Here is a 24,113-nt window from a genome sequence, read left to right on the forward strand (position 1 = left end):
TCGCGTGACCCCGAGGCCGCCATGGACCGGTTCATCGAGCGCGCCCCCATGATCAAGGACTATCTGGCGGACGCCCGGCGGGTCACCGAGGGGCCGTACGGCGAACTCCGCGTCCGCAAGGACTACTCGTACGCCATGGAGCGTTTCTGGCAGCCCGGCATGGTGCTGGTCGGCGACGCGGCCTGCTTCGTCGACCCCGTCTTCTCCACCGGCGTCCACCTCGCCACCTACGGCGGCCTCCTCGCCGCCCGCTCCCTCAACAGCGCGCTCGCCGGCCACCTCGACGAGGAGCGCGCCTTCGGGGAGTTCGAGCGCCGCTACCGCCGCGAGTACGGCGTCTTCTACGAGTTCCTCCTCGCCTTCTACGACATGCAGCACAACGAGGACTCCTACTTCTGGCAGGCCCGCAAGGTCTCCCGGGCCGAGGCCACCGACCTGCGCGCCTTCGTCGAACTGGTCGGCGGCGTCTCCGCGGTCAACTCCGGCGAGTCGGCGCTCCTGGACACGGAGGTGCTCAGGGAGCGCTTCGACGCCTCCTCGAAGGACCTCGCGGACGCGGTCGACCGGACCGGGCCCGCGCAGTCCGAGAGCGGCGAGCGGATGAGCGAACTGTTCGGCACGCAGGTGGTGACGGACGTGATGCAGGGCATGAACGAGATCCAGGCCCGCGCCTCCCTCGGCGGCGCGACGAGCCTGGAGCGCCCCCTGTTCCCCGACGGGCTGGTCACCTCCCCCGACGGCCTCGGCTGGGCGGTCCCGCCGGGCGCCGCCACCGGAAAGTCCGGGTCCGAGAACTGATGCACCATCAACTACACGTGCCACAAGAGAAGTTGTTCCCTCTTGCCGCCGGACAGCCACTTAGTTAGGTTAGCCTTACTTCGCTCGACCGAGAGGAGACCCATGCCTGCCGGGAACAAGGGTGCGGCGAGCGAAGCCGACGCCGCCGGTCGGTCACCCGTACGACGTCCGCCGGAGCGCGTCACCGGTGCCTCCCGCCTCTCCGACGCCTCGCCGTCCACGGTCCCCGACCACGGTCGGCACCTCACGACACAGGTCCTCTCGATCTGCGGCACGCCCCCGCGCGCCTGAGAAAGGGATTCGCCGACGTGTCCACATCCGCGCTCATGCGCCCCAGCCCCGTGCACCTGGCCGCCGACCTGCTGGCGGCCTATCTGACCGGCTCGTTCTACTTCTCCTCGGCGCGCGGCACGATGCTCGCCGACGGTGTGCGCGCCCGGATCCGCTCCGGGAGCGGCACACGGGCCCTGGCCGCGGCCGAGGCGCTGCACGCGGCCGCCGCGACGGGGCTTCCCGATCCCGTGGTCGTCGGGGCCGTCGGGTTCCGCCCGGAGGCGGAGGCCGGCCTGGTGGTGCCCGCCGTCGTGCGGCGCGCGGGCGCCCCCGCGGACCTGCGCGTCCCCGGCGTGGAGCCCGGCACGGGATGGCGGATCTCACCGCGCCCCGCACCCGCGGGCTACACCGATGCCGTCCGCCGGGCACTGGAGCTGATCGAGGCCGGTGACCTGCGCAAGGTCGTGCTGGCCCGCTGTCTGGAACTGACCTCCGCGTCCCCGGTCTGGGTGCCCTCGCTGCTGGCCCGGCTGGTGCGCGCGGACCCCGCCTCCTACGCCTTCGCCGTCGACGTCACCGCGCCGGGCGACCCCGCCCCGCGGACCCTGGTCGGCGCCAGTCCCGAGCTGCTGGTGTCCCGGCGCGGCGCGACCGTGATCGCCAACCCGCTGGCCGGGTCGGCCCCCCGGTCCGGCGACGACACCGTCGACCACGACCGGATCGCGCGCCTCCGCGCCTCGGCCAAGGACCTCGGCGAACACGCCCACACCGCCGCACGGGTGGCCGAGGTGCTCGGCGGCTTCTGCGTCGACCTGGAGGTACCGGACCGGCCCGAGGTGATCGGTACGCCGACGATGTGGCATCTGTCCACCCGGATCACCGGACGGCTGCGCGACCCGTCGGACCCGGCCTCCTCGGCCCTCGGCCTGGCCGAGGCACTGCACCCGACTCCCGCGGTCTGCGGCGTCCCCACGGCCGGGGCACTCACGGCCATCGCGGCCCTGGAGCCCCAGGACCGCGGCTACTACGCGGGGATGGCCGGCTGGACCGGCCTGGACGGCGACGGCGAGTGGGCCGTGACGATCCGCAGCGCCGAGGTGTGCGACCGGACGGTACGCCTGTTCGCCGGCGCCGGGATCGTCGCCGGTTCGGAGCCCCGGGCCGAACTGGACGAGACCTCCGCGAAGTTCCGCACCCTGTTGCGCGCCCTCGGTCTGGAGGACGTGGCGTGACCCCGTACCGCGCACCGGCGCCGCCGGCCACCCCGTACGCCGACCGCGTCGCCGCGGGCCCGGTGGAGTCCGGCCGTACGCCCGGCGGCCGGCCCGGGCCGCTCACCGGGAGGGGACGCCGGCCCTCCGATGCGACTCCGGCGGCCGGCCCGGCCGCCGGCCTCTCCCGTGCACGCCACGACCGGGCGCGCCGGTACGCCGCCCGCCACAGGGGCGTCACGACCACCGCATCCGACGCGCCGGCCGCACGGCAGGCGCCGACACCCACAGGAGCCGGCCGATGAACCAGTCCCTGTCCCCCGACCGCATCCGCGCGGACGTCGCGGAACTGCTCGGCTGCGAGCCGGCCGAGATAGAACCCGACGAGAACCTGCGCGACCTCGGCCTGGACTCGGTGCGGCTCATGACCCTGGTCGAGCGCTGGCGGGCCGGCGGAGCGGACACGCTGGAACTGCCCGACCTGGCCGAGCGGCCCGAACTGGCGCACTGGACGGCGCTGCTGACGGGTGAGAACCCGTGACGCGGACCGGCCACCGGCATCTGGACCGGATCGCGGAGGTCCGGGCGGGCCACCGCCCGGAGAAGGTGCGCTACCCGATCCGCGTCCGCGAGACGCGGGTCGTGCGCACCGCCGCGGTGGGCACCGGCCTGCTGCGGGTGACCCTGGGCGGGCCGGGCACCGAGGGGTTCGAGGCGCACTCGCCGATCGACCACGTCAGGCTGCTCTTCCCCGACCCGGACGGCTCGTTGCGCCTTCCGGAACCCGACGGCGACCTGCTGCGCTGGCCGCGCCCGGCACCCACGTCACGGGAGTACACCGTGCGCCGCTACGACCCGGTGGCGGGCGAGATCGACCTCGACATCGCGCCGCACGAGGGCGGACTGGCGTCGGACTGGGCGCGGGACGTCCGGCCGGGCACCGTGATCCATGTCGCGGGACCGCCCGGCGGGCTGATCGTCCCGCACGCCTACGACCGCTATCTGTTCGCCGGCGACATCACGGCGCTGCCCGCGATCGCGCGCTGGCTGGAGGAACTGCCCCGGAGCGCGAAGGGCTGGGCGTTCGTCGAGGTCGCCGACGCCGGCGAGGAGATCGCGCTGTCCGCGCCCGAAGGCGTCGAGGTCGTCTGGCTGCACCGCGGCGACCGTCCGGCGGGCACCGGCGGCGCGCTGGCGCGGGCCGTGACCGCCACGGCCGTGCCCGAGGGCGAGCGGCTGTACGTGTGGATCGCGGGCGAGGCGGGGCAGATCAAGCCGCTGCGGCGATGGATCCGCGAGGAGTTGCGGCTGGAGAAGGCCGACCACGAGATCACCGGCTACTGGAAGCGCGGCGTCGCCGACTTCGACGACGAGGACGAGCACCCCCATGAGCACCCCCACGAGTGACCACCCCCACGAGCACGCACACGAGTGACCACCCCCACGAGCACGCCCACGAGCACGAACACGAGTGAGCCCCCCACGCACACGAGCACCGCACCAGCACTGACGAACCGTCAAAAAGCTTGTCCCGTACGGCGAGTTCGTTCCGCACGTTCTCAGGAGGAGTTGCGCATGTTCGCACGCAGATCAGCGGGCCTGGTCGGTGCCCTGACCCTGGCACTGGCCCTCACCGCGTGCGGGTCGTCGTCGGACAGCGGTACGGCGGACACGTCCGGGAAGGGGAACGGGACCCGTGTGTTCACCGCGGACAACGGCAAGGTCACCATCCCCGCCGACCCGCAGCGCGTGGTGGCCACCGGCTACGCCGTGCCGACCCTGATCGAGGCCGGCGCCCCGCTCGTCGGGATCTCCTCGTGGCAGCGCGGGGAGGCCCTGATGAGCGACGAGGACCTGGCCACCTACAAGAAGCTGACCAAGGTCGCGGGCGAGCAGGCCGCCGAGACCAACTACGAGGCCATCGCCGAGGCCGAACCGGACCTCATCGTCCTCGGTGTGCCGACCCCGGTGCTCGGCGACATCGACATGGAGCGGCTGAAGTCCATCGCGCCGGTCGTGGCGGTCGGCCCGACCGTGCCGTCGCAGTGGCGCGAGGTGTCCCGCAAGCACGCCGACGCCGCCGGCGTGCTCGACGACTACGACAAGGTCAAGGCCGAGTACGAGGCCAAGGCGGCGGAGCTGAAGAAGAAGTACCAGGCGGTGCTGCCGCAGCTGAAGCTGGGGCACGTCGGCGCGTACGGCGACACCTCCAAGGGCACCTTCCAGCGCGAGTTCGGCGGCTCGTGGGGCACCAGCGTCGCCCAGGACATCGGCGCCGTGTACTACGGCGCGGTCAAGAAGGCCGGCCCCGGCTCCCAGTCGGTCAGCGAATACCCGTCCATCGAGGAGCTCTCGGACTCGCTCGGCGAGGCCGACGCCATCACCTACTCGGTCGACCCCGACGGCGGCGTCCCGGAGTCGGTGCAGTACGTCCTCGACTCGAAGCTGTGGAAGAACCTGCCCGCGGTCAAGAAGGGCATGGTCTTCCCGATCGCCTACACCGAGGCCGCGACCTACGGTGACGCCCTGAAGACCCTCGACGCGATCGACACGTCGTTCGCGCCTCTCCTGGACCGGTGACCGCTCCTCCTGGACCGGTGACCGCCGCGGTCCGCACCTCCGGAGGGGCGGGAACCGGGCGGGACCTGCCACGCGCCGGCCTGCTCCTCGGCGGGCTGGTGCTGCTGGCCGTCATCGCCGTGCTGAGCATCGGCATCGGCGCCCACCGGGTTCCGCCCACCGAGGTGGTGCGGGCCCTGCTCGACTACCGGGGGACGAACGACCACGTGATCGTACGGGACGTGCGGGCGCCGCGCGCGCTGCTGGCCATGGCGGTGGGCGCCGCGCTCGCGGTGGCGGGCGCGCTGATCCAGACGCTGGCCCGCAACCCGCTGGCCGAGCCCGGCATCCTCGGGGTCACCGCGGGGGCGGGGTTCGCCGTCACCGTCGGCTCGGCGCTCGGCCTGGCCGGCGGGCAGACGGGCCAGCTGGTCTGTGCCGTCGCCGGCTCGGTCCTCGCCGCGCTGCTGGTGACGGCGGTCGGGCGGCACTCGCCGCTGCGCCTGGTCCTCACCGGGGTGGCCCTGACCGCGGTGCTCAGCGGCATCGCGCTGGGCCTCAGGCTGATGCTCCCGGACGTCTTCGACGCGTACCGGTTCTGGTCGGTCGGGACGCTGGCCGGCCGCGAACAGGCACCGCTGGCGCTGCCGTCGGCCGCGATCGGGGTGTCCCTGCTCGGCGCGCTGCTGCTGAGCAGGCCGCTCAACGCGCTGGCGCTGGGCGAGAACGTGGCGCAGACCCTGGGCGCGGTCGTGGCCCGGACCCGGGCCGCGACCCTGGTGCTGATCACCGTGCTCAGCGGGGCCGCCACGGCGGTGGCCGGGCCGATCCTGTTCGTCGGGCTGATCGTGCCGCACCTGGTCCGCAGGCCGGCGGCCGGATCCGTGCCCTGGCTGATGCTCTACTCGATGGTGCTGGGCCCGGTCCTGCTGCTGGTCGCCGACATCGGATCACGCGTCCTGCTGCCCACCGGTGAGGTGCCGGTGGCCATCGTGACCGCGTTCCTCGGCGGCCCGATGCTGATCTGGGCCGTCCGCCGCCACGGGGCGGGGGCACTGTGACCGCGGCCGGGGTGCGGGCGGCGGCGGCCGGGCCGCGGGCGGCACGGGTCGCGGAGGTGCTGCGGGCGGCCCGCCGCACGGTGCTGGTCTGCGCGGTGCTGGTCGCCCTGATGCTGGGGCTGGGCCTGCTCGGGCTGTGCTACGGCGCGTCCTGGGCCTCCCCCGGTGAGGTGCTGGCCGTGCTCACCGGGTCGGAGCACTCCGTGGTGATCCTCGCATGGCGGCTGCCGCGGGTGGCGGCCGGACTGGTCTTCGGCGCCGCGCTCGGAGTGGCCGGAGCGCTCTTCCAGAACCTGACGCGCAACCCGCTCGGCAGCCCGGACGTGATCGGTCTCGACGCGGGCGCCTACACCGGGGCCCTGATCGCCATCACCGTGCTGTCGGGCACGCCCGCGCAGCTGGCCGGGGCCTCGGTGGCCGGCGGGCTGCTCGTCTCGGCCGTGGTCTACCTGCTCTCGTCCGACCGGGGCTTCTCGGGGCTGCGGCTGGTGGTGATCGGCATCGCGGTCAACGCGATGGTGACCGCGCTCAACTCGTGGATCGTGCTCCGCGCCGACCTGGAGGTCGCCATCGCCGCGGTGGGCTGGAGCGCCGGCTCCCTCAACGGCGTGGACTGGGCGGACCTGTGGCTTCCGTTCTGGGTGATCGGCGTGCTGCTGGCGCTGACGGCCGTGCGGAGCCGCGCCGTGCACCAGACGGCGCTCGGTGACGCGCTCGCGGTGACCACCGGGGTCGCGCTGGGCCGGCTGCGCCTGCTGATGGTGCTGGTCGGCGTCGGCTGCACGGCGACGGTGACCGCGGTGGCCGGGCCGATCGCGTTCATCGCGCTGGCCGCCCCGCAGATCGGCCGCAGGCTCGCGGGCGCGGCCGGGATCCCGCTGTTTCCGGCCGCGCTGACCGGGGCCGTCCTGCTCCAGGGCGCCGACCTGCTCGCCCAGGCGCTGCTGGCGCCGGTCGCGCTGCCGGTCGGCGTGGTGAGCACCGCGATCGGCGGCTGCTATCTGATCTGGCTGCTGACCAAGGAGGTGGGGCGGGCGTGACCGCACGTCTGACCGCGCGGGAGCTCACCCTGCGCTACGGCGACCGCGTGGTGTCCACCCGGCTGAGCCTGGACGTCCCCGACGGCGCGTTCACCGCCGTCGTGGGCCCCAACGCGTGCGGGAAGTCCACCCTGCTGCGCGCGTTCGTCCGGCTGCTGCGCCCCGACGCCGGGCACGTGGAGCTCGACGGGCGCGAGGTCGGCGGCTACCCGTCCAAGGCGCTGGCCCGGCAGCTCGGCTTCCTGCCGCAGGACCCGCTGTCCCCCGACGACATCAAGGTCCGGCAGCTGGTGGCCCGGGGCCGTTTCCCGCACCAGTCGCTGCTGGCGCTGTGGTCGGCCGGCGACGAGGAGGCCGTCGACGAGGCGATGGCCGCCGCGGGCGTCACCGACCTGGCGGGCAGGCCGGTCCAGGAGCTGTCCGGCGGGCAGCGGCAGCGGGTGTGGATCGCCATGGTGCTGGCCCAGCGGACGCCGTACCTGCTGCTCGACGAGCCGACGTCCTTCCTGGACATCACCCACCAGTACCAACTGCTCGCCCTGCTGGCCCGGTTGCGCGACCGGGGCCGCACCGTCATCGCCGTCCTGCACGACATCAACCAGGCCTGCCGCTTCGCCGACCACCTGGTCGCCATGCGGGGCGGCCGGGTGGTCGCCGAGGGCAACCCCGCGGACATCGTGGACGCGACGCTGATCAAGGACGTGTTCGACCTGCCGAGCGTCGTCGTCCCCGACCCGGTGACCGGTACCCCGATGGTCGTCCCCACGCTGCAAGGAGAGTGAGTTGAGCACCTCACGCGTCCCCTCGGACCGCCTGCTCCCGCTGACCGGCGCCCAGTGGGGGATCTGGAACGCGCAACGCCTGGAGCCGGACTCGCCCTATTACGTGGTCGGCGACGTGGTGGAGATATCGGGCGACGAGCCGATCGACACCGGGGCGCTGGCCGAGGCCGTCCGGGCGGTCCACGAGGAGGCCGAGAGCCTGCGGCTGCGGGTGTACGACACCCCGTCGGGGCCGCGCCAGGCGGTCGGCGAGGCGCCGGTCGGGCCGCCCCGGGTGGTCGACCTCGGCGGGGAGGCCGACCCCGCGGCCGCGGCGGCCGCGCTCGTCGAGGCCGAGCGGGTGCGGGCGGCCGCGACGTGCCGGGGGATGGTGGACCGGCCGCTGTACTCACCGGTCGTCATCCGGCTGTCGGACCACGAGGTCTGGTACACCCAGATGGGCCACCACCTGGTCATCGACGGCTACAGCGGCGCGATGCTGGCCCGCCGCACCGCCGCCCGCTACACGGCCCTGGTCCGCGGCACCGAGCCGCCGCGGCCCGCCTTCGGCACGATCGCCGGTCTCGTCGCCGCCGACCGGGCCTACCGGGACAGCGACCGGGCCGCCGAGGACCGCGCGTACTGGGTGGACCGGTTCACCCCGTTGCCCGACCTCGGCGACACCCGGACCAGCGCCGGGCCGCCCGGCCCCGCCCTGACCGCCCGTGCCGTGCTCACGCCCGGGGAGACGGCCCGGCTGCGCGCCTTCGCCGACCGGGAGGGTGTCACCTGGGGCGAGGCGCTGATCGCCTGCTACGCCGCGTTCCTCCACCGCGTGCTGGGGCGCACCGACGTGGTCTTCGCGCTGCCGCTGATGTGCCGCACCGAGTCGGTGGAGCTGCGCACCCCGGCCATGGCGGTCAACGTGCTGCCGCTGCGGGTGACCGTGCGCGGCGGGGACGGCCTGGCGGAGCTGACCCGGCGGGTCGCCGGCGTCCTGCGGGAGATGCGGGCGCACCAGCGCTACCGGGGCGAGGACCTGCCCCGCGACCTGGGCGTGCCCGGCGCGGGCGCGCTGCTGCACGGGCGCGGCATCAACCTCAAGGCGTTCGACCTGGCGATGGACTTCGCCGGGGCGAGGGGGACGATGCGCAACATCGCCGGCGGTCCGCCCGAGGACATGGGCCTGACCGTGCTGCCGACCCCCGACGGCGGGCTGCACCTCGGCTTCGAGGTCGACGCCCGCGGCAACGACCAGGCCGCGGTCGACGGCAAGCTGACCGGGCTGCGGGCGCTGCTGACCGGGCTGCTCGACGGTCTGCCCGTGGGCCGCGTTCCCCTGGCCGGCGACCGACCGCCGGCGCAGTGGACGCCCGAGGCCCTGCCGGGGGTGCCGCTCGCCGTGCCGGACGCGTTCGACGCCATGGTCGCCGCCCACCCGGGGCGCACGGCCCTGGTCTGCGGGCGGGACCGGCTGTCCACGGACGAGCTGGCGGACCGGGTGCACCGGCTGGCGCGGGCGCTGCGGGCCCGCGGGATCGGGCCCGACGACGTCGTGGCGCTGGCGCTGCCCCGCTCGGCCGGCCTGGTGACGGCCCTGCTGGCGGTGCTGGACGCGGGCGCCGCCTTCCTGCCCCTGGACACCACGCATCCGCCCGAGCGGCTGCGCGCTCTCGTCGACGACGTCCGCCCCGCGCTGGTGATCACGGCCGGCGCGTTCGACGGACGGGGCTGGGACGCCCCGCCCACCGGGACGGACGGCCTCCCCGGCACGGTCGATGAGCGGGAACCGACAGCACCGGCCGACGAGCAGCACAAGCCCGTCGGTGCGAGCGACCGACCGACGCGGGACACGCCGCCCACCGGGACGGACGGACCCTCCGGCACCGTCGACGGACGGGAACCGACCGCTTCGGCCCGCGAGGACAAGCCCGCAGGCACAACCGACCGGCCGGCACGGAACGCGCCGCCCACCGGGACGGACGAACAACCGCCCGGCGCGGTCGACGGACGGGAACCGACAGCACCGGCCGACGAGCAGCACAAGCCCGTCGGCACAGCCGGCCGGCTGGCGTGGGACGCGCTGCTCCGTGAGGCCGAAGGGCTGTCCGGCGCGCCGCTCGGGGCCGGTGAACTGGCCGCGCCCCGGCACCCCGACCACCTGGCCTACGTGATCCACACCTCCGGGTCGACCGGGCGCCCCAAGGGCGTGCTCGGCCGGGCCGGCGGTCTCGCGGCGCTGCTGCACCACCACCGCGCCGCGGTGGTCGCCCCGGCCGAGCGGGCCGCGGGCAGGCGGCTGCGCACCGCCCACACGTATTCCTTCGCGTTCGACTCCGCGTTCGACCATCTGGTGTGGCTGCTGTGCGGGCACGAACTCCACGTCTACGACGCCGAGACCGCCCGCGACGCCGACGCCCTGCTCGCCGCGTACGCCCGCGACGGCATCGACGTCGTCGACACCACCCCGTCGATGGCGGCGCCGCTGGTCGACGGCGGTCTGCTGGACCTGCGGCCGACGCTGCTCGTCCTCGGCGGCGAGGCCGTCCCGCCCGCGCTGTGGCGGCGGATCGCCGCGTCCGGGGTCACCGCCCGCAACCTGTACGGGCCGACCGAGGCGACCGTGGACAGCACCACGGCGCCGGTCACCGGTGACGAGCCGGCGATCGGCCACCCCCTCGCGGGCACCCGGGCCTACGTCCTCGACGGCGCCCTGCATCCGGTGCCGCGGGGCACGGTGGGCGAGCTCTACCTGGCGGGCCCGCAGCTGGCCCGCGGCTACCTGGGCAGGCCCGGCGCGAGCGCCGAGCGGTTCGTCGCCGACCCGTTCGGACCGCCCGGCACCCGGATGTACCGCACGGGCGATCTGGCCCGGTGGGTTCCCGGACGCGGCCTGGAGTACGCCGGCCGCGCCGACGACCAGGTCAAGATCCGCGGTCACCGGGTGGAGACCGGCGAGGTCGAGGCCGCGCTGGCCGCGGTGCCCGGGGTCACGGCGGCCGCCGCGGCCGTGCGGTCGTCCCGGCTGGTCGGGTACGTCGTGTCCGCCTCGGTCACCGGGGACGCGGTCCGCGCCCACCTGGCCGAGCGGCTGCCCGAGCACCTGGTGCCCGCGGCGGTGGTGGTGCTCGGCGCACTGCCGCTGACGCCCAACGGCAAGCTCGACCGCGCCGCGCTGCCAGCGCCCGCGGCGACCGCCGGCGGCCGGGAGCCGGGCACGGAGCGGGAGCGGCTGCTGTGCGCGGCGGTCGCCGAGGTGTTCGAGGTGGAGCGGGTCGGGGTGGACGACGACTTCTTCGCCCTCGGCGGGGACAGCATCACCGCGATCACCGTCAGCAGCAGGCTGCGCGCCAAGGGCCTCGAACTGCGGCCCCGGGATCTGCTGGAGCGCCGCAGCTTCGCCTCGCTGGCCGCCTCCGCCGGGCAGGTGGCGGACGCCGACGGGCCGGCCGACGACCCGACCGGGCCGGTGCCCGCGCCGCCGATCGTGCGCGGCCTGCTCGACGCGCACCCGGACGTCGACGTCGTCGCGGGCTACGCGCAGTGGACGGCCCTGCGGGTCGACGGCCTCGCCCACGACGACCTGGTGCGGGGTGTGCGGGCGGTGCTCGACCGGCACGACGCGCTGCGGCTGCGCGTCGGGGAGGAAGGCCTGGAGATCCTGCCCGAGGGCACGGTCGCGGCCGTCGTGGGCGAGGTGCGCGGGGAGGACCCCGAGGCGGTGGCCCGGCGGCTGGCGGGCGAGCTGGACCCGCGGTCGGGCGACCTGCTGCGGGCCGCCCTGGTCCGCACCGGAGACGGCGGGCCGGACCGACTGGTACTGGTGGTGCACCACCTCGCCGTGGACGGCGTGTCCTGGCGGATCCTGCTGCCCGACCTGCACACCGCCTGCACGGGCGGCGCCCTGCCGCGGACCGGGGCGTCCTGGCGGCGGCACGCCACGCTCCTCGCCGAGCAGGGGAGGTCCGGCGCGCGCCGGGACGAACTCGGCCACTGGCTCGCCGCGCTCGGCTCCGCGACCCGCCTGGGCGCCCGGCCGCTGGACCCGTCCCTGGACACGGTGTCCACCGCCCGCCGGTCGCTGACCGTGGCCTCGCCGGACGTCACCGAGGCCGTGCTGACCACGCTGCCCGCCGCCTACCGCGCCGGCGTCGACGAGGTGCTGCTGGCCGCGCTCGTGCTGACGCTGCGGGAGGGGGGCGCGGGCGGTGACGCGGTGACCGTCACGCTGGAGGGGCACGGCCGCGAACACCTCGATCTGTCCCGCACGGTCGGCTGGTTCACCAGCGAGTACCCGGTGCGCGTGCCGGCCGCCGGCGACGTGGGGGACGTCCTGCGCGCGGCCAAGGAGGCCAAGCGCGGCGTCCCCGGCGCCGGCATCGGCTACGGCGTGCTGCGCTGCCTGGACCCGGAGTCCGGTGCCGCACTGGCCGCCGTACCGCCGCCGGACGTGCTGCTGAACTACCTGGGCCGGTTCGCGCCGCTGTCGGGGACGGGGTGGCGGCTGCCGGAGCGGGACGCCTTCTCGGTGATCGAGCCCGGCGCCAAGGCGCTGGAGCAGGTGCTGGCCCTCAACTGCTTCGTCCACGAGGAGGGCGCGCCCCGGCTCGCCGTGGAGTGGACGGCCGCGACCGGGGTGCTCGGCCCCGACGCGCTGGCCGCCCTCCAGAAGTCCTGGGCGGCGGCCCTGGACGCGCTGGCCGAGCACGCGCTGCGCGCCCCCGGCGGGCTCACTCCGTCGGACCTTCCGCTGGTCGCCCTCGGCCAGGACGCCATCGACGCCCTGGAGCGGTCCGGCCGCATCGAGGACGTGTGGCCCGCCACGCCGCTCCAGGTCGGGCTGTCCTTCCACACCCTGGTCCGCGACGACCGGGACGCCGACGTCTACGTCGTCCAGGCCGTGACGACGCTGGAGGGCGATCTGGACCCCGGGCGGATGGCGGAGGCCGCGCGTGAGCTGCTGCGCCGCCACCCCTCGCTGCGGGTGTACCTGGCCCCGGCGGGGGACGAGGTGGTGCAGGTGGTGCCCGCCGAGGTGACGCTGGAGTGGCGGCGCGACGACCGGTTCGCCGAGGCCGTCCGCGCCGAACTCCGGCGCCCGTTCGACCCGTCCGGGCCGCCGCTGATCCGCTTCCTGCTGTCCCGTACCGGCCCGGCCGAGCACAAGCTGGTGATCACCAATCACCACGCGCTGCTCGACGGCTGGTCGATGCCGCTGGTCGGCCGGGCCCTGCTGGGCCTCTACGCCGAGCTGGGCGGCGGCCCGCCCGTGCCGGCCGCCACGGACGTGTCGGAGTACTTCCGGTGGCTGGCCGGCCGGGACCGGCAGGCGTCCCTGGCCGCGTGGCGCCGGGCGCTGGACGGCGTCGACGGTGCCACGCGGCTGGCGCCGGCGAGCGTCGGGACCGGTGTCGAGCGGCCCGGCCGGGTGGCGGTCGAACTGGGCCGGGAGTTCAGCGACCGGCTGCGCGCGTTCGCCCGCGAGCGGGGCGTCACCCTGACCACCGTGCTCCAGACCGCCTGGGGCCTGCTGCTGGGCCGGCTCACCGGGCGGCACGACGTGGTGTTCGGCTGCCCGGTGTCGGGCCGGCCCGCCGAGGTCGACGGCGTGGAGTCGATGATCGGCCAGCTCGGCACGACGATCCCGGTGCGCGTGCGGCACACCCAGGGCCAGACGGCCGTCGAGCTGTTGGCCCGGGTGCAGGCCGAGAGCGTCGCCCTGGCCGACCACCACTACGTCGGCCTGCCGGAGATCCAGCGGGCGGCGGGCGTCGGCGAGCTGTTCGACACCCTGCTGGTGATGGAGAACTTCCCGCTCTCCAGCCGGAACCGCGCTCCGGTCGGCCCCGGGCTCGACCTGGCCGGGGTCGACATCACCGACGCCACGCACTACGCGCTGACCGTGATCGTGATCCCCGGGGACTCGATCACGATCGGACTCGGCTACCAGCCGCGCGCCTTCACCGAGGCGGCCGTGCGCGACCACGGACGGTGGCTGCGGCACCTGCTGCGGGAGATCGTCGACGACCCGGAGCGGCCCGTGCTCGCGCTGCCGCTGCTCGACGGGGCCGAGCGGGAACGGATGCTGCGCACCGGCACCGAGGCCGTCCCCGCCAAGGAACGCGGGCCCTTGCTGGAGGAGTTCGCCGCCTGGGTGCGCCGCAAGCCCGACGCCGAGGCCCTCGTCTGCCGCGACCGCAGCCTCACCTACGCCGAACTGGACCGGGAGGCCAACCGCCTCGCCCACGCGCTGGTCCGGCGCGGGGTGCGGCCGCAGGACCCGGTCGCGGTGCTGCTCGGACGCGACATCGAGATGACGGTGGTGCTGTTCGGCGTGGCCAAGGCGGGCGCGGTGTACGTGCCGCTGGACCCGAGCCACCCCCGCGACCGGCTGGCGTACCTGCTCGACGACATCGCCCCGGCCGCCGCCGTGACGACCGGCGCCGAGCTGCCCGCCGCGCGGGAGATCCCGGTGCTGCGGCTGGACGACCCGGCCACGCTCGCCGGTCTGCCCGGAACCGACCCGGCCGAGGCCCGCGCCGCGCTCACCGAGGACGCCCTCGCCTACGTCATCTACACCTCCGGCACCACCGGACGGCCCAAGGGCGTCGGGGTGACCCACCGCGGCGTGCCCGACCTGATCGCCCTTCAGGAGGAGGTCGTGGGGGTCACCGAGCACGACCGCTACCTGCACTTCGCGTCGACCGGCTTCGACGTGGCGTTCTGGCAGACGATGGTGCCGCTGCTGTCCGGGGGCACCTCCGTGATCGCGCCCGAGGAGGTGCGGGTCCCCGGCGACGAACTGCTCGACTACATCGTCCGGCACCGGGTGACCGGGGTGAACCTGCTGCCGTCGTTCCTGGCGGCGATGCCCGACGACCGCACCGTCGATCCCGAGGTGTTCTTCGTGGTCGGCGCCGAACGCCTCGACCCGGAGCTGGCGCGGCGCTGGGGCGAGGGGCGGCGGGCGCTGTTCAACGCCTACGGTCCGACCGAGGTCACCATCAACTCCGTGACCTGGCGGTACGACCCGGACGACCCCGGCCCGCTGCCGATCGGCCGCCCCGACCCGAACGTCCGCGCCTACGTCCTGGACGGCGGCCTCCAGCCGGCCGGCACCGGGGTGACGGGCGAGCTGTACCTCGCCGGGCCGAGCCTGGCCCGCGGCTACGTCGGCCGTCCCGGCCTGACCGCCGCCGCGTTCGTCGCCGACCCCTTCGGTCCACCCGGCGAGCGGATGTACCGCACGGGCGACCTGGTGCGGTGGCGGCCGGACGGGCAGCTGGTGTTCCTCGGCCGCGCCGACCACCAGGTCAAGATCCGCGGCTTCCGCGTCGAGCTGGGCGAGATCGAGTCGGCCCTGACCCGCCATCCCGACGTGCGGGCGTGCGCGGTGGTCCTGCGGGAGGGCAGGCTCGTCGGCTACGTCATCCCGTCCGACGGCGCCGAGCCGGACACCGCGCGGCTGCGCGCCCACCTGGGCGCGCAACTGCCCGAGCACATGGTGCCGACCGCGCTGGTGGTGATCGACCGGCTGCCGCTGAGCCCCAGCGGGAAGCTCGACCCCGCCGCGCTGCCCGCCCCGGAGACCGCGACGGCCCGTCGGCGCGAACCGGCGACCCCGGCCGAGGCGGTGCTGCTCGGTGTGTTCCGGGACATCCTCGGCAGCGACGACATCGGCCCCGACGACGACTTCTTCACCATCGGCGGGGACAGCATCGTCTCCCTGCAAGTGGTGTCGCGAGCCCGTCGCCAGGGGCTCGGGCTGACCGCGCGGGACGTGTTCGAGGGGGAGACGGTAGCCGGGATCGCGGCCCGCGCCCGCGCCCTCGACGACACGGACGCCCCCGCGGTGGGGGACGCGCCGCTGACCCCGCTGATGCGGGACGTGCTGCGCCGGGCGGGCACCGCCGCGGACGGGTTCTGCCAGTGGGTGGAGGTGTGCGTGCCGCCCGGCGGCGACGAGGCCGGCTGGCGGGCCGTGCTCGACACCGTCCTGGCCCGCCATGACGTGCTGCGGGCCCACCTGGCCGGCGACGTGCTGCGCATCCCGCCGGCCGGCGCGGTGACCGGCGCCGACGTACTGACCCGCGTACCGGCCCCGCGCGACCCGCGCGCCCTCGTCGACGCGTGGACCGCCGAGGCGCGCGACGCGATGGACCCGCGCACCGGTCCGCTGCTGCGCGCGCTCTGGGTGGACGCCGGGCCCGACAGGCCGGGCCGGCTCGTCCTGCTCGCCCACCACCTCGTCGTCGACGGCGTGTCCTGGCGCGTCCTGCTGGACGACGTGCGGCACGCCCACGAGGGCGGCACACCGGCGCGCCACGGGCAGTCGTTCCTCGGCTGGGCGCGGTCGCTGCGCGACGCCGACCGGCGGGACGAGCTGCCGCACTGGCGGCGGATGACCCCCACACCGGCGCTGGCGGCCCGGCCGCTCGACCCCGCCCGGGACACCGCGGCCACCTCGGCGCACCACGAGATCCACCTCGACGCCGACACCACCCGCGCCCTGGTGACGACCCTGCCCGCCGCCCTGCGCACCACGCCGGACGCGGTGCTGCTCACGGCGCTCGCCCGGGCGGTCCGGGCCTGGCGCGGGACACCGCGGCTGCTGGTCGCGCTGGAGAGCCACGGCCGCCCGCCGCGGGTGGACCTGTCGCAGACCGTCGGCTGGTTCACCGCCGTCCACCCCCTGCTGCTCGACGCCGACGACGACCCGAAGGCGGTCGGGGAGCGGCTGCGCGCCCAGGGCGACGGCCTGGGCCACGGCATCCTCACCACGGCCGGTCTGCTGGACCCCGTGACGCCGGAGGTCGCCTGGAACTACCTCGGCCGCTTCCCCGGCGCCCCGGACGGCGACGTCCTCTGGCAGGCGCCGCCGGACGCGGATCCGCTCGGCTCCGGCGGCTCGGACGCGCTGCCCCTGCCGTACGCCCTGACGGTCGACGCCCTGGTGCGCGACGACCGGCTCGGGCTGCGGCTGACCTGGCCGGCCGCGCTGTTCCCGGCCGACGGGATCGAGGAGCTGGCCGGGCACCTGCGGACCGCGCTGCTGCGCACCGCCGCCGCGCCGGAGATCAGGCGGCTCGCCGGCGGCCGGCCGGCCGCGGAGGTGCAGCCGCTGACCCCGTTGCAGGAGGTGATGCTGCGGCACTCGCGCACCGAGCGTCCCGACCCGTACACCGTGCAGTCGGTGTTCTCCCTCGCCGGGCCGCTCGACCTCGACGCGCTGCGCGCCGCCGGCGCGGACCTGCTGGCCCGCCACCCGAACCTGGGCGCGGTGTTCCCCGCGGATCTCGCGGTGATCCCGGAGTCCCCCCGGCCGGACTTCCGGGTGTCCGACGGGCCGGCCGAGGAGGTGCTCGCCGCCGACCTGGCCGAGCCGTTCGACCTGGCCACCGGCCCGCTGGTCCGCCTGACCGTGATCCGCCACCACGCCGACCGTGCCGACCTGGTCCTGACCAGCCATCATGTGCTGTCCGACGGCTGGTCGGCGCCGCGCGTCCTCGCCGAGCTGTTCGCGCTGTACACGGCGCGGGTCCGGGACCGGGCACCGGAGCTGCCCGCCCCCGTGCCGTTCGCCGACTACCTGCGCTGGCGCGCCGATCACGAGCCCGACCTCACCGTCTGGGCGGCCGAGCTGGAGGGGCTGCCCGAGGGCGACCACCTGGTCGGCGGCGCGGACGTGGGCCCCGCGTGGCAGGAGCCCGCGGTCATCACGTTCGACGCGCCGCTGGTGGCCCGGCTCACCCGCCTCGCCGCCCGGCGCGGCCTGACCCGGAACACGCTGGTGCAGGGCGCGTGGGCGGTACTGCTCGCGAGGCGCTCCGGCCGGGCGGACGTGTGCTTCGGCGCCATGGTCGCCTGCCGTCCCCCGGAGCTGGCGGGCGTCGAGGAGATCATCGGGCTGCTGGCCAACACGGTGCCCGTGCGGGCCCGGCTGACGGGCACGCTCGCCGACACCCTCACCGCGCTCCAGGCCGGTCAGCGGGCCCTGGTCGAGCACCACCACGTGGCGCTGTCCGACCTGGAACGGCTGACCGGGCGGCGCCGGCTGTTCGACAGCCTCGTGGTGTTCGAGAACTATCCGGTCGACCCGGACCGGCTGCGCGAACCGGCCCCCGGTCTCAGGGTCGTCGGGACCCGCTTCCGCGAGGCCACCCACCATCCGGTGACGCTGACGGTCGTGCCGGACGGCGACGCCTGGACCGGGGTGCTCGCCCACCGGGCCGGGGTGGCTGCCGACGGGCTCGCCGAGGAGCTGCTCGACCTGCTGCGGACCCTGGGCGACCGCCTCGACGACGACGTCCTCACCCTCCTGGAGCGCCGATGAGCAAGGACACCGCGCCGCCCGCACCGGCCGAGCGGGTCGACGGACGGCTGCTGCGCACCGCGTTCGTCCTGGTGCTCGGCACGTTCATGGCCACCGTGGACGCCACGATCGTCAGTGTCGGCATCGACACCCTGGCGGGCGAGTTCGGCGCCTCCGTCGCCGGGATCCAGTGGGTCAGCACCGCCTATCTGCTGGCCGTCGTCACGGCCGTGCCCGCCTCGGGCTGGCTGGCCGACCGGTTCGGGGGGCGGCGGGTCTGGCTGGCCGCCGTGGGCGTGTTCCTGCTCGGTTCGGCGCTGTGCGCGCTGGCCTGGTCGGCGTCGAGCCTGATCGTCTTCCGGGTGGTCCAGGGCCTCGGCGGCGGGCTGCTGCCGCCGACCGGGCAGGCGCTGCTGGCCCGTATCGCCGGCCCGGCCCGCACCGGACGGGTGCTCAGCGTCGTCGCCGTCGTCCCCCTGCTGTCGCCGGTGCTCGGCCCGCTGGCCGGCGGGTCCCTCCTCGCCGTGGCGTCCTGGCAGTGGCTGTTCCTGGTCAACCTGCCGATCGGGGTGGCCGCGGTGCTGCTCGCCCGCCGCCATGTGCCGGTGGTGCCGGCGGCGCCGGGGCGGACGGCGTTCGACGTGCGGGGGGCCGCGCTGCTCTCCCCCGGCCTGGCCGTCCTGGTGTTCGGCCTGACCGAGGTCGCCGACGGCCGCGCCGTCACCGCCACGGTGGGTGTGTCGGCGGGCCTGGCGATGCTGGCCGGGTTCACCGTGCACGGGCTGCGGACGCGCGGCGTTCCGCTGATCGACCCCCGGCTCTTCGCCCGGCCGCCCTTCGGCGCCGCCGCCCTCGCCCTGCTCGTCCTGGGCGCGTCGGTGTTCGGCACGATGTTCCTCCTGCCGCTGTACTTCCAGACCGGCCGCGGTCTGTCGGCGTGGCAGGCGGGGCTGCTGCTGGCCCCGCAGGGGCTGGGCGCGGCGGCGGGCTCGGTGCTGGTCAACCGGACCGTCGACGCGGTCGCCCCGCGGACGCTGGTGGTCACCGGTATCGCGCTGGTCCTGGCCGGCACGGTCCCGTTCACCCAGCTCCACCACGGGGTGCCGGACGGCGCGACGGCCTCGGCGCTGGCGGTGCGCGGGTTCGGGATGGCCATGATCAGCGCCCCCGTGATGAACATCGTCTACAGCCGTATCGAGCCCGGACGCATCCCTCGCGCGTCCGCGGCGCTCAGTCTGCTCGGTACGGTCGGCGGCTCGGTCGGCACGGCGGGCCTCGCCGTGGTGCTCCAGGACCGGCTGGCCGCCCGGCACCAGGACGTCCCGGAGGCCTTCGCCGACACCTTCTGGTGGGTGGTCGGTCTGGGGCTGCTGGCCGCCGCCGGGGCCACGCGCCTGCCACGGACCCGTGCCGGCAAGCGGGCGTGACGCGGCCGGCGGCCGCCCCGGCCGTTCAGTCCGAGTTCGTGACCGGTGCGGTCCGCAGGAAGGACAGGGCCATGCCGCCGAGGTCCTCGATGAGGGTGGGCAGATCGCTGCCCTGGGCCGCCGCGGGCGCCACGTCGAGCGCCAGGGCTCGGGCGAGGGCGGCGTAGACGGTGGTGAAGATGGAGCCCACCGCGCGGACGGGATCGGGGTGCCGGATCTCGTCCCGCCGGCTGAGCAGCAGTTCCGTGAATCGGTCGCGCAGGTCCCTGTACCCGGACTTGCCCATGTCGGCGACCGCCGGGTCCACGGCGCCGCGCTGGAGGAACGCGCCGAGGACCCTCCCCTGGCGTTCCAGCAGGCCGGCGAACTCGGCGATCAGCGCCGGGAGCAGTTCGGCCAGCGTCAGCCCCGCCCAGCGCTCCGCGTCGGTGAGGGTGCGGTGCTCGGCCAGCATCCGCTCCTGGAACCTGCCCTGCGCGGCCCGCAGCAGGTCGTCCTTGCCGTCCACGCGGGTGTAGATGGAGCCGACGGACACCTTGGAGCGGCGGCTGACCTCGGTCAGCGCGAAGCCCGCGTAGCCCTTCTCCGCCAGCAGTCGCAGCGTCGTGTCGAGCACCAGATCGAACGAACGCTGGCTGCGCTCCTGTTTCGGAGCGCGGACGCCGGCTGCGGCTGCCGCGGGACGCTGTGAAGGGGACACGACCAGATCCTACGCCGGGAGGGCGGGGCGGCGGCCCGGCAGGTGCCGCCCCGCCCGGGACCGTCGTCGGTGACGGTCAGCCGTCCTCGGTGGTGGCGCACAGGACGGCGCCGAGCACGTGGGCGCCGTCGGTGCCGTAGCCGGGGAAGGTGATGAAGTCGCCCGGGTTCGCGACGCGGCACGGCACCTCCCGGCCGTCGCTGTAGGAGATGGTCAGGGTGTAGGTGCTGGAGCAGGTGTTGCTGACGAACGTGTAGCGCCAGTCCGCGCTGACCTCCAGGCAGGATGGGGCGCTGTCGTACGTCTCCGCCGCCGTGGGCGACACCGCGTGTGCTGCCGAGCCTCCCGTCAGCACCGACAGCGCCGCCGCCGCGACCACGATCGTTGAACGCGTAACCCGTCGCACGGGGTCCCTTCCCTTCAACTCGTGAAACCGACGACTCGACTCTAGGGGCGTTCACGAGTGACCCGGTCCGCTTCGAGCCACCTTTCGCAAGTTTCAGCAACTTCTTTCAACTACTTCTGCACACAGCACTCATGGGTATCCGCAGGTGCCGTGGTCGGTGGCGCCGCTCCGGTGCGCGGGCGGGCGCGGGGCGCGGGGACGCCCCGCGGAGGGTGCCGCGCCGGTGCGGTGCATCACGGCAGGGCAGGGCCCGGTTGCCGGCTCCGGAGCGCCCCGCCTGTGCGGACCGCCCGGATCGGCCGGAAGAAGCCGTCGCCCGCCGGGCGGGCGAGGCCGGACGGGCGCTCCGCGGGCGGCCGGGAGAACGGGCGGCGCCGGTCCCGTCCGGCGACTGCTCGACGGACGGGACCGGCGCCCCGGTTCAGGCCCTCTCAGGGGAGCCGCTTCAGAGCCGCACCTCCACGCCGGTCGCCGCGAGCAGTGCGCCGTTGGCGGCCCGCTGGGTGGCGACGACCTGGCCGCGCAGCGCCTCCGCCACCCGGTCGCGGTCGCGCGGGTCGACGGTGAAGGCCGGCAGGCCGCTCAGTTCGGGGTGGGCGGCCTTCTCCTCCGCGGTCAGCTCCGTCGGGCTCAGGCGCAGCCACCGGCCCTCGTGGGAGAGGGCCCCGTCCTCGATGGCGAGCGTGCCCTCGCCGTCGTAGACGAGCTGCTGGGTCGTCGCGCCGGTGGCCTTCACGTCCCACACCAGCGTGTCCGCGCCGATCCAGTGCGCCTGGGACGTGCCGAGGTCCAGGTCGGGAGCGGCGCCCACGGTGGGCAGCAGATAGCCGGTGTCGCCGCTGACGAGCCAGGCCTCCTTGCCGTAGGTGGCGAAGTCCAGGGAGCGGTCGCTCGCGATGTCCTTCTCGTCGCCCTTGTGGATGATGTAGCTCAGCGAGGTCGCGTTGTCCGCCAGGGGCACTTCGAAGGTCACGCCGAAGGCGTCCTCGGCGACCGGGAGCAGCGGTTTGGTCCAGTCGGTGGGGGTGGCGGCGCCGGTCCAGGCGTGCAGGCCCCAGCCGTCGTAGTCGCCGTCGGACCGGTGGTAGTGGATGACGGCCGTCTTCGCGTCCTGCGGCGGATAGGCGCCGTCGGGCGCGGTCTCCGCCTGGCCGTCCTGGCCCTGTTCGATCCAGACGGCGCCGGTGTCCGCCGGCGCGACGGTGCGCTCGGGGCCGTCGGCCACGCCGTCCTTCTCCACCGTGTACGTCATCTGCGTGGCGTCCTCGGCGAGCTTGACCCAGGCGAAGGCGCCGTAGGCGTCGCGGCCGACGAAGTCCGCCGTGGCCGTACCGGACTTCAGCTGCCAGCCGTCGTAGTCCCCGTCCGTCCTGCGGTAGTGGACCACGGCGTAGTCGCGGTCGACCGCGCTCGGGCGGGCCGGCTCGGGCGGTCGTCCGGCGCTGGTGGTGGCGAGGTCGCTCGCGGTGCGGCCGCGGCTGTCGACGACGACGGCCTTGTACCGCAGGGCCGTTCCCGCCGCGACGGTGTCGGGCAGGTGCTGGGTGATCCGGTAAGGGGCGTGGTCGGCCGAGCCGAGGGTCTGCCAGGCGCCGTCACCGACCTGCGCGGCGAACACCACCCGGTTCAGACCGCCGCCCGACACCTCGGCGGAGATCTCCACATCGCCCGTGGCACCCGCCGCCGGAGCCGTCAGCTCGACCTTCGGCGCCGTCTTGGGGGCGGCAAGCCGCTGCCCGGCCTTCAGCACCACCGCCGAGAGGCCCGGCACCGTCACGGTGATCCGCCGGCCGGCGTCGCTCCGCACCTTCGCCGACGTCCCGTAGACGCCCGTGAACGTCGTCCGCGCCGAGCCGGTCTCCAGCTCCACCGTCCGCGCCTCGGCCGAGTTGTTCACCGCCACGACGTACTCGATCCGCTCGTCCATGTCGGTCCGCGAGAAGGCGTACACGCCCTGCCCGCTGTCCGCGTACCGCTCCGTCTGCACACCGTCCCGCAGCGCCGGATGCTTCTTCGTCAACGCCGACAGCGCGGCGATGGAACGGTAGAGCGGGTGCTGCTGGTCGTACGCGTCCGAGGCGTGTGTGCGGTCCGTGCCGATCTGGTCGTCGTCCAGGTAGTCGGCGACCTGCGAGGCGAAGAGCGTCTGGCGTGCTCCCTTGTCGCCGCCGGGGCCGGTGAAGCCCTGCTCGTCACCGGCGTAGATCACCGGGTTGCCGCGGGACAGGAACAGCAGCTCGTGCGCGAACGTGGACCGCTTCAGCAGCTCCGCGTCGCTCGCGTCCGGGTTGTCCTGGGCGATGAAGGAGCCGATGCGGCCCATGTCGTGGTTGCCGAGGAAGGTCACCTGTTCATAGGCGTTGGCCTTGTCGGTGGTGTAGCGGTAGTCCTGCGCGAAGACGTCGGAGAGGGTGCCGGCCGGCTTGTCCTGCGAGGCGTAGCCGCGGATGGCGTTCTGGAGCGGGAAGTCGAGCGTGGCGTCGAGGCGGCCCTGGGTGACGTAGGGCGCGGTGACGGCCGGGTCGGAGGAGAGCGTCTCCCCGAAGACGAAGAAGTCCTCGCGGCCCCTCTTCGCGGCGTACGCGTCGACGGCCGTGGCCCACTGGGTCCAGAACTCCATGTTCACGTTACGGACCGTGTCGACGCGGAAGCCGTCCACGTCGAAGTCCTTCACCCACTTCTGGTAGATCCGCTCCATGCCCTCGACCACCTCGGGACGCTCGGTCCACAGGTCGTCCAGGCCGGTGTGGTCGCCGTACAGGCCGCTCTCGCCGACGAAGGTGGAGTCGCCCCGGTTGTGGTACATCGTGGGGTCGTTCAGCCACGCCGGGACCTTCGTCCCCTCCTCGCCCGCCAGGGTGACGGGCGTGTAGGGGAAGCCGTCCGCGTCGACCTCGCGCACCTCCTCGGTGTCGTCGAAGGGGCGCCCCTCGGTGTCGAGGTAGGGGTAGGCGCCCTTGGAGCGGTAGCCGAACTCCTGCTCCGCGTAGGTGACGGTGTCGGCGGTGTGGTTGGTGATGACGTCGAAGAAGACCTTCATCCCCTTGGCGTGCGCCGTGTCGATGAGGCGTGCCAGGTCGGCGTTGGTGCCGAAGTGCGGGTCGACCTGGGTGAAGTCGGTGATCCAGTAGCCGTGGTAGCCGGCGGATTCGCCGCCGCCCTGCACCGGCTTGTTCTTGAAGATGGGCGCCAGCCAGATCGCGGTGGTACCGAGCCCCTTGATGTAGTCCAGCCGGTCGATCACCCCCTTCAGGTCGCCGCCCTGGTAGAAGCCCTTGTCGGTGGGGTCGTAGCCGGTCTGCGTGCGGTCGCCGGTCAGACCGCCCTCGTCGTTGGCGCTCGACCCGTTGGCGAAACGGTCCGGCAGGAGGAAGTAGGCCTGTTCCCGGGTGAGGTCGTGCCGGGCCGGCTCGGCGGCCAGCCGGGCGTCCGACGGCGGGGCCTGCGGCCGGGAGCCCGCCGAGGCCGGCGGGGCGGCGTGCAGCGAACCGGCGAGCACCGCGGCGGCGACGGCCGCGGCGGTCGCCACGGCGGTGCGGCGGGCGGTGCGCCGCGCCGGGGTGCC

The 24,113-nt window shown here is 74.9% G+C and carries 12 protein-coding genes and 1 pseudogene; 10 read left to right on the forward strand and 3 right to left on the reverse strand.

The window, feature by feature from the left end; genetic code table 11:
- From ACZ3KJ_RS33520 to ACZ3KJ_RS33565, 10 genes are all read left to right on the forward strand, one after another.
- A partial coding sequence (locus ACZ3KJ_RS33520; protein ID WP_467532575.1) for a tryptophan 7-halogenase occupies window positions 1–798 on the forward strand: 798 nt, incomplete at its 5' end.
- A gap of 326 nt (window positions 799–1,124) precedes the next feature.
- The gene (locus ACZ3KJ_RS33525) at window positions 1,125–2,303 is read left to right on the forward strand and encodes an isochorismate synthase (RefSeq protein WP_467532658.1); all 1,179 of its coding nucleotides are present in this window, start codon (window positions 1,125–1,127) and stop codon (window positions 2,301–2,303) included.
- Window positions 2,304–2,583: 280 nt separating this feature from the next.
- Window positions 2,584–2,823 (forward strand): phosphopantetheine-binding protein, encoded by a 240-nt coding sequence (locus tag ACZ3KJ_RS33530; protein WP_467532579.1) that lies wholly within the window; start codon window positions 2,584–2,586, stop codon window positions 2,821–2,823.
- Window positions 2,820–3,689 (forward strand): siderophore-interacting protein, encoded by an 870-nt coding sequence (locus ACZ3KJ_RS33535; RefSeq protein WP_467532581.1) that lies wholly within the window; start codon window positions 2,820–2,822, stop codon window positions 3,687–3,689. The genes ACZ3KJ_RS33530 and ACZ3KJ_RS33535 overlap by 4 nt, the downstream gene beginning before the upstream one ends.
- Before the next feature lie 168 nt (window positions 3,690–3,857).
- On the forward strand, window positions 3,858–4,862 hold the full coding sequence (locus tag ACZ3KJ_RS33540) for an ABC transporter substrate-binding protein (protein ID WP_467532583.1): 1,005 nt from the start codon (window positions 3,858–3,860) through the stop codon (window positions 4,860–4,862).
- Window positions 4,863–4,879: 17 nt separating this feature from the next.
- On the forward strand, window positions 4,880–5,902 hold the full coding sequence (locus ACZ3KJ_RS33545) for a FecCD family ABC transporter permease (RefSeq protein WP_467532660.1): 1,023 nt from the start codon (window positions 4,880–4,882) through the stop codon (window positions 5,900–5,902).
- 110 nt (window positions 5,903–6,012) lie between these two features.
- Window positions 6,013–6,942 carry a FecCD family ABC transporter permease gene (locus ACZ3KJ_RS33550; RefSeq protein WP_467532662.1) on the forward strand — a complete coding sequence of 310 codons (930 nt, stop codon included), beginning with the start codon at window positions 6,013–6,015 and terminating at the stop codon, window positions 6,940–6,942.
- A complete protein-coding gene (locus tag ACZ3KJ_RS33555; RefSeq protein WP_467532585.1) occupies window positions 6,939–7,724 on the forward strand; it encodes an ABC transporter ATP-binding protein in 786 nt (261 codons plus the stop codon). Before ACZ3KJ_RS33550 ends, ACZ3KJ_RS33555 begins: the two co-directional genes overlap by 4 nt.
- A 1-nt stretch (window position 7,725) precedes the next feature.
- Complete coding sequence (locus ACZ3KJ_RS33560; RefSeq protein ID WP_467532586.1) at window positions 7,726–18,036, forward strand: amino acid adenylation domain-containing protein; 10,311 nt, start codon at window positions 7,726–7,728, stop codon at window positions 18,034–18,036.
- Entirely contained in the window at window positions 18,033–19,442 is a 1,410-nt protein-coding gene (locus ACZ3KJ_RS33565) for a DHA2 family efflux MFS transporter permease subunit (protein WP_467532588.1), read from the forward strand. Before ACZ3KJ_RS33560 ends, ACZ3KJ_RS33565 begins: the two co-directional genes overlap by 4 nt.
- A gap of 25 nt (window positions 19,443–19,467) precedes the next feature.
- On the opposite strand, the gene ACZ3KJ_RS33570 is transcribed toward ACZ3KJ_RS33565, so the two are convergent.
- The 3 genes and pseudogenes from ACZ3KJ_RS33570 to ACZ3KJ_RS33580 form a co-directional block, all read right to left on the reverse strand.
- Entirely contained in the window at window positions 19,468–20,142 is a 675-nt protein-coding gene (locus tag ACZ3KJ_RS33570) for a TetR/AcrR family transcriptional regulator (protein WP_467532590.1), read from the reverse strand.
- Window positions 20,143–20,218: 76 nt separating this feature from the next.
- Window positions 20,219–20,548, reverse strand: coding sequence for an alpha-amylase (locus tag ACZ3KJ_RS33575; RefSeq protein WP_467532592.1), 330 nt, complete (start codon window positions 20,546–20,548; stop codon window positions 20,219–20,221).
- A gap of 457 nt (window positions 20,549–21,005) precedes the next feature.
- A pseudogene (locus ACZ3KJ_RS33580) lies at window positions 21,006–24,077 on the reverse strand (alpha-amylase family glycosyl hydrolase); the annotation flags it as partial.
- Window positions 24,078–24,113 lie beyond the last annotated feature (36 nt).

This window comes from Streptomyces sp. NPDC003248, assembly GCF_055563235.1.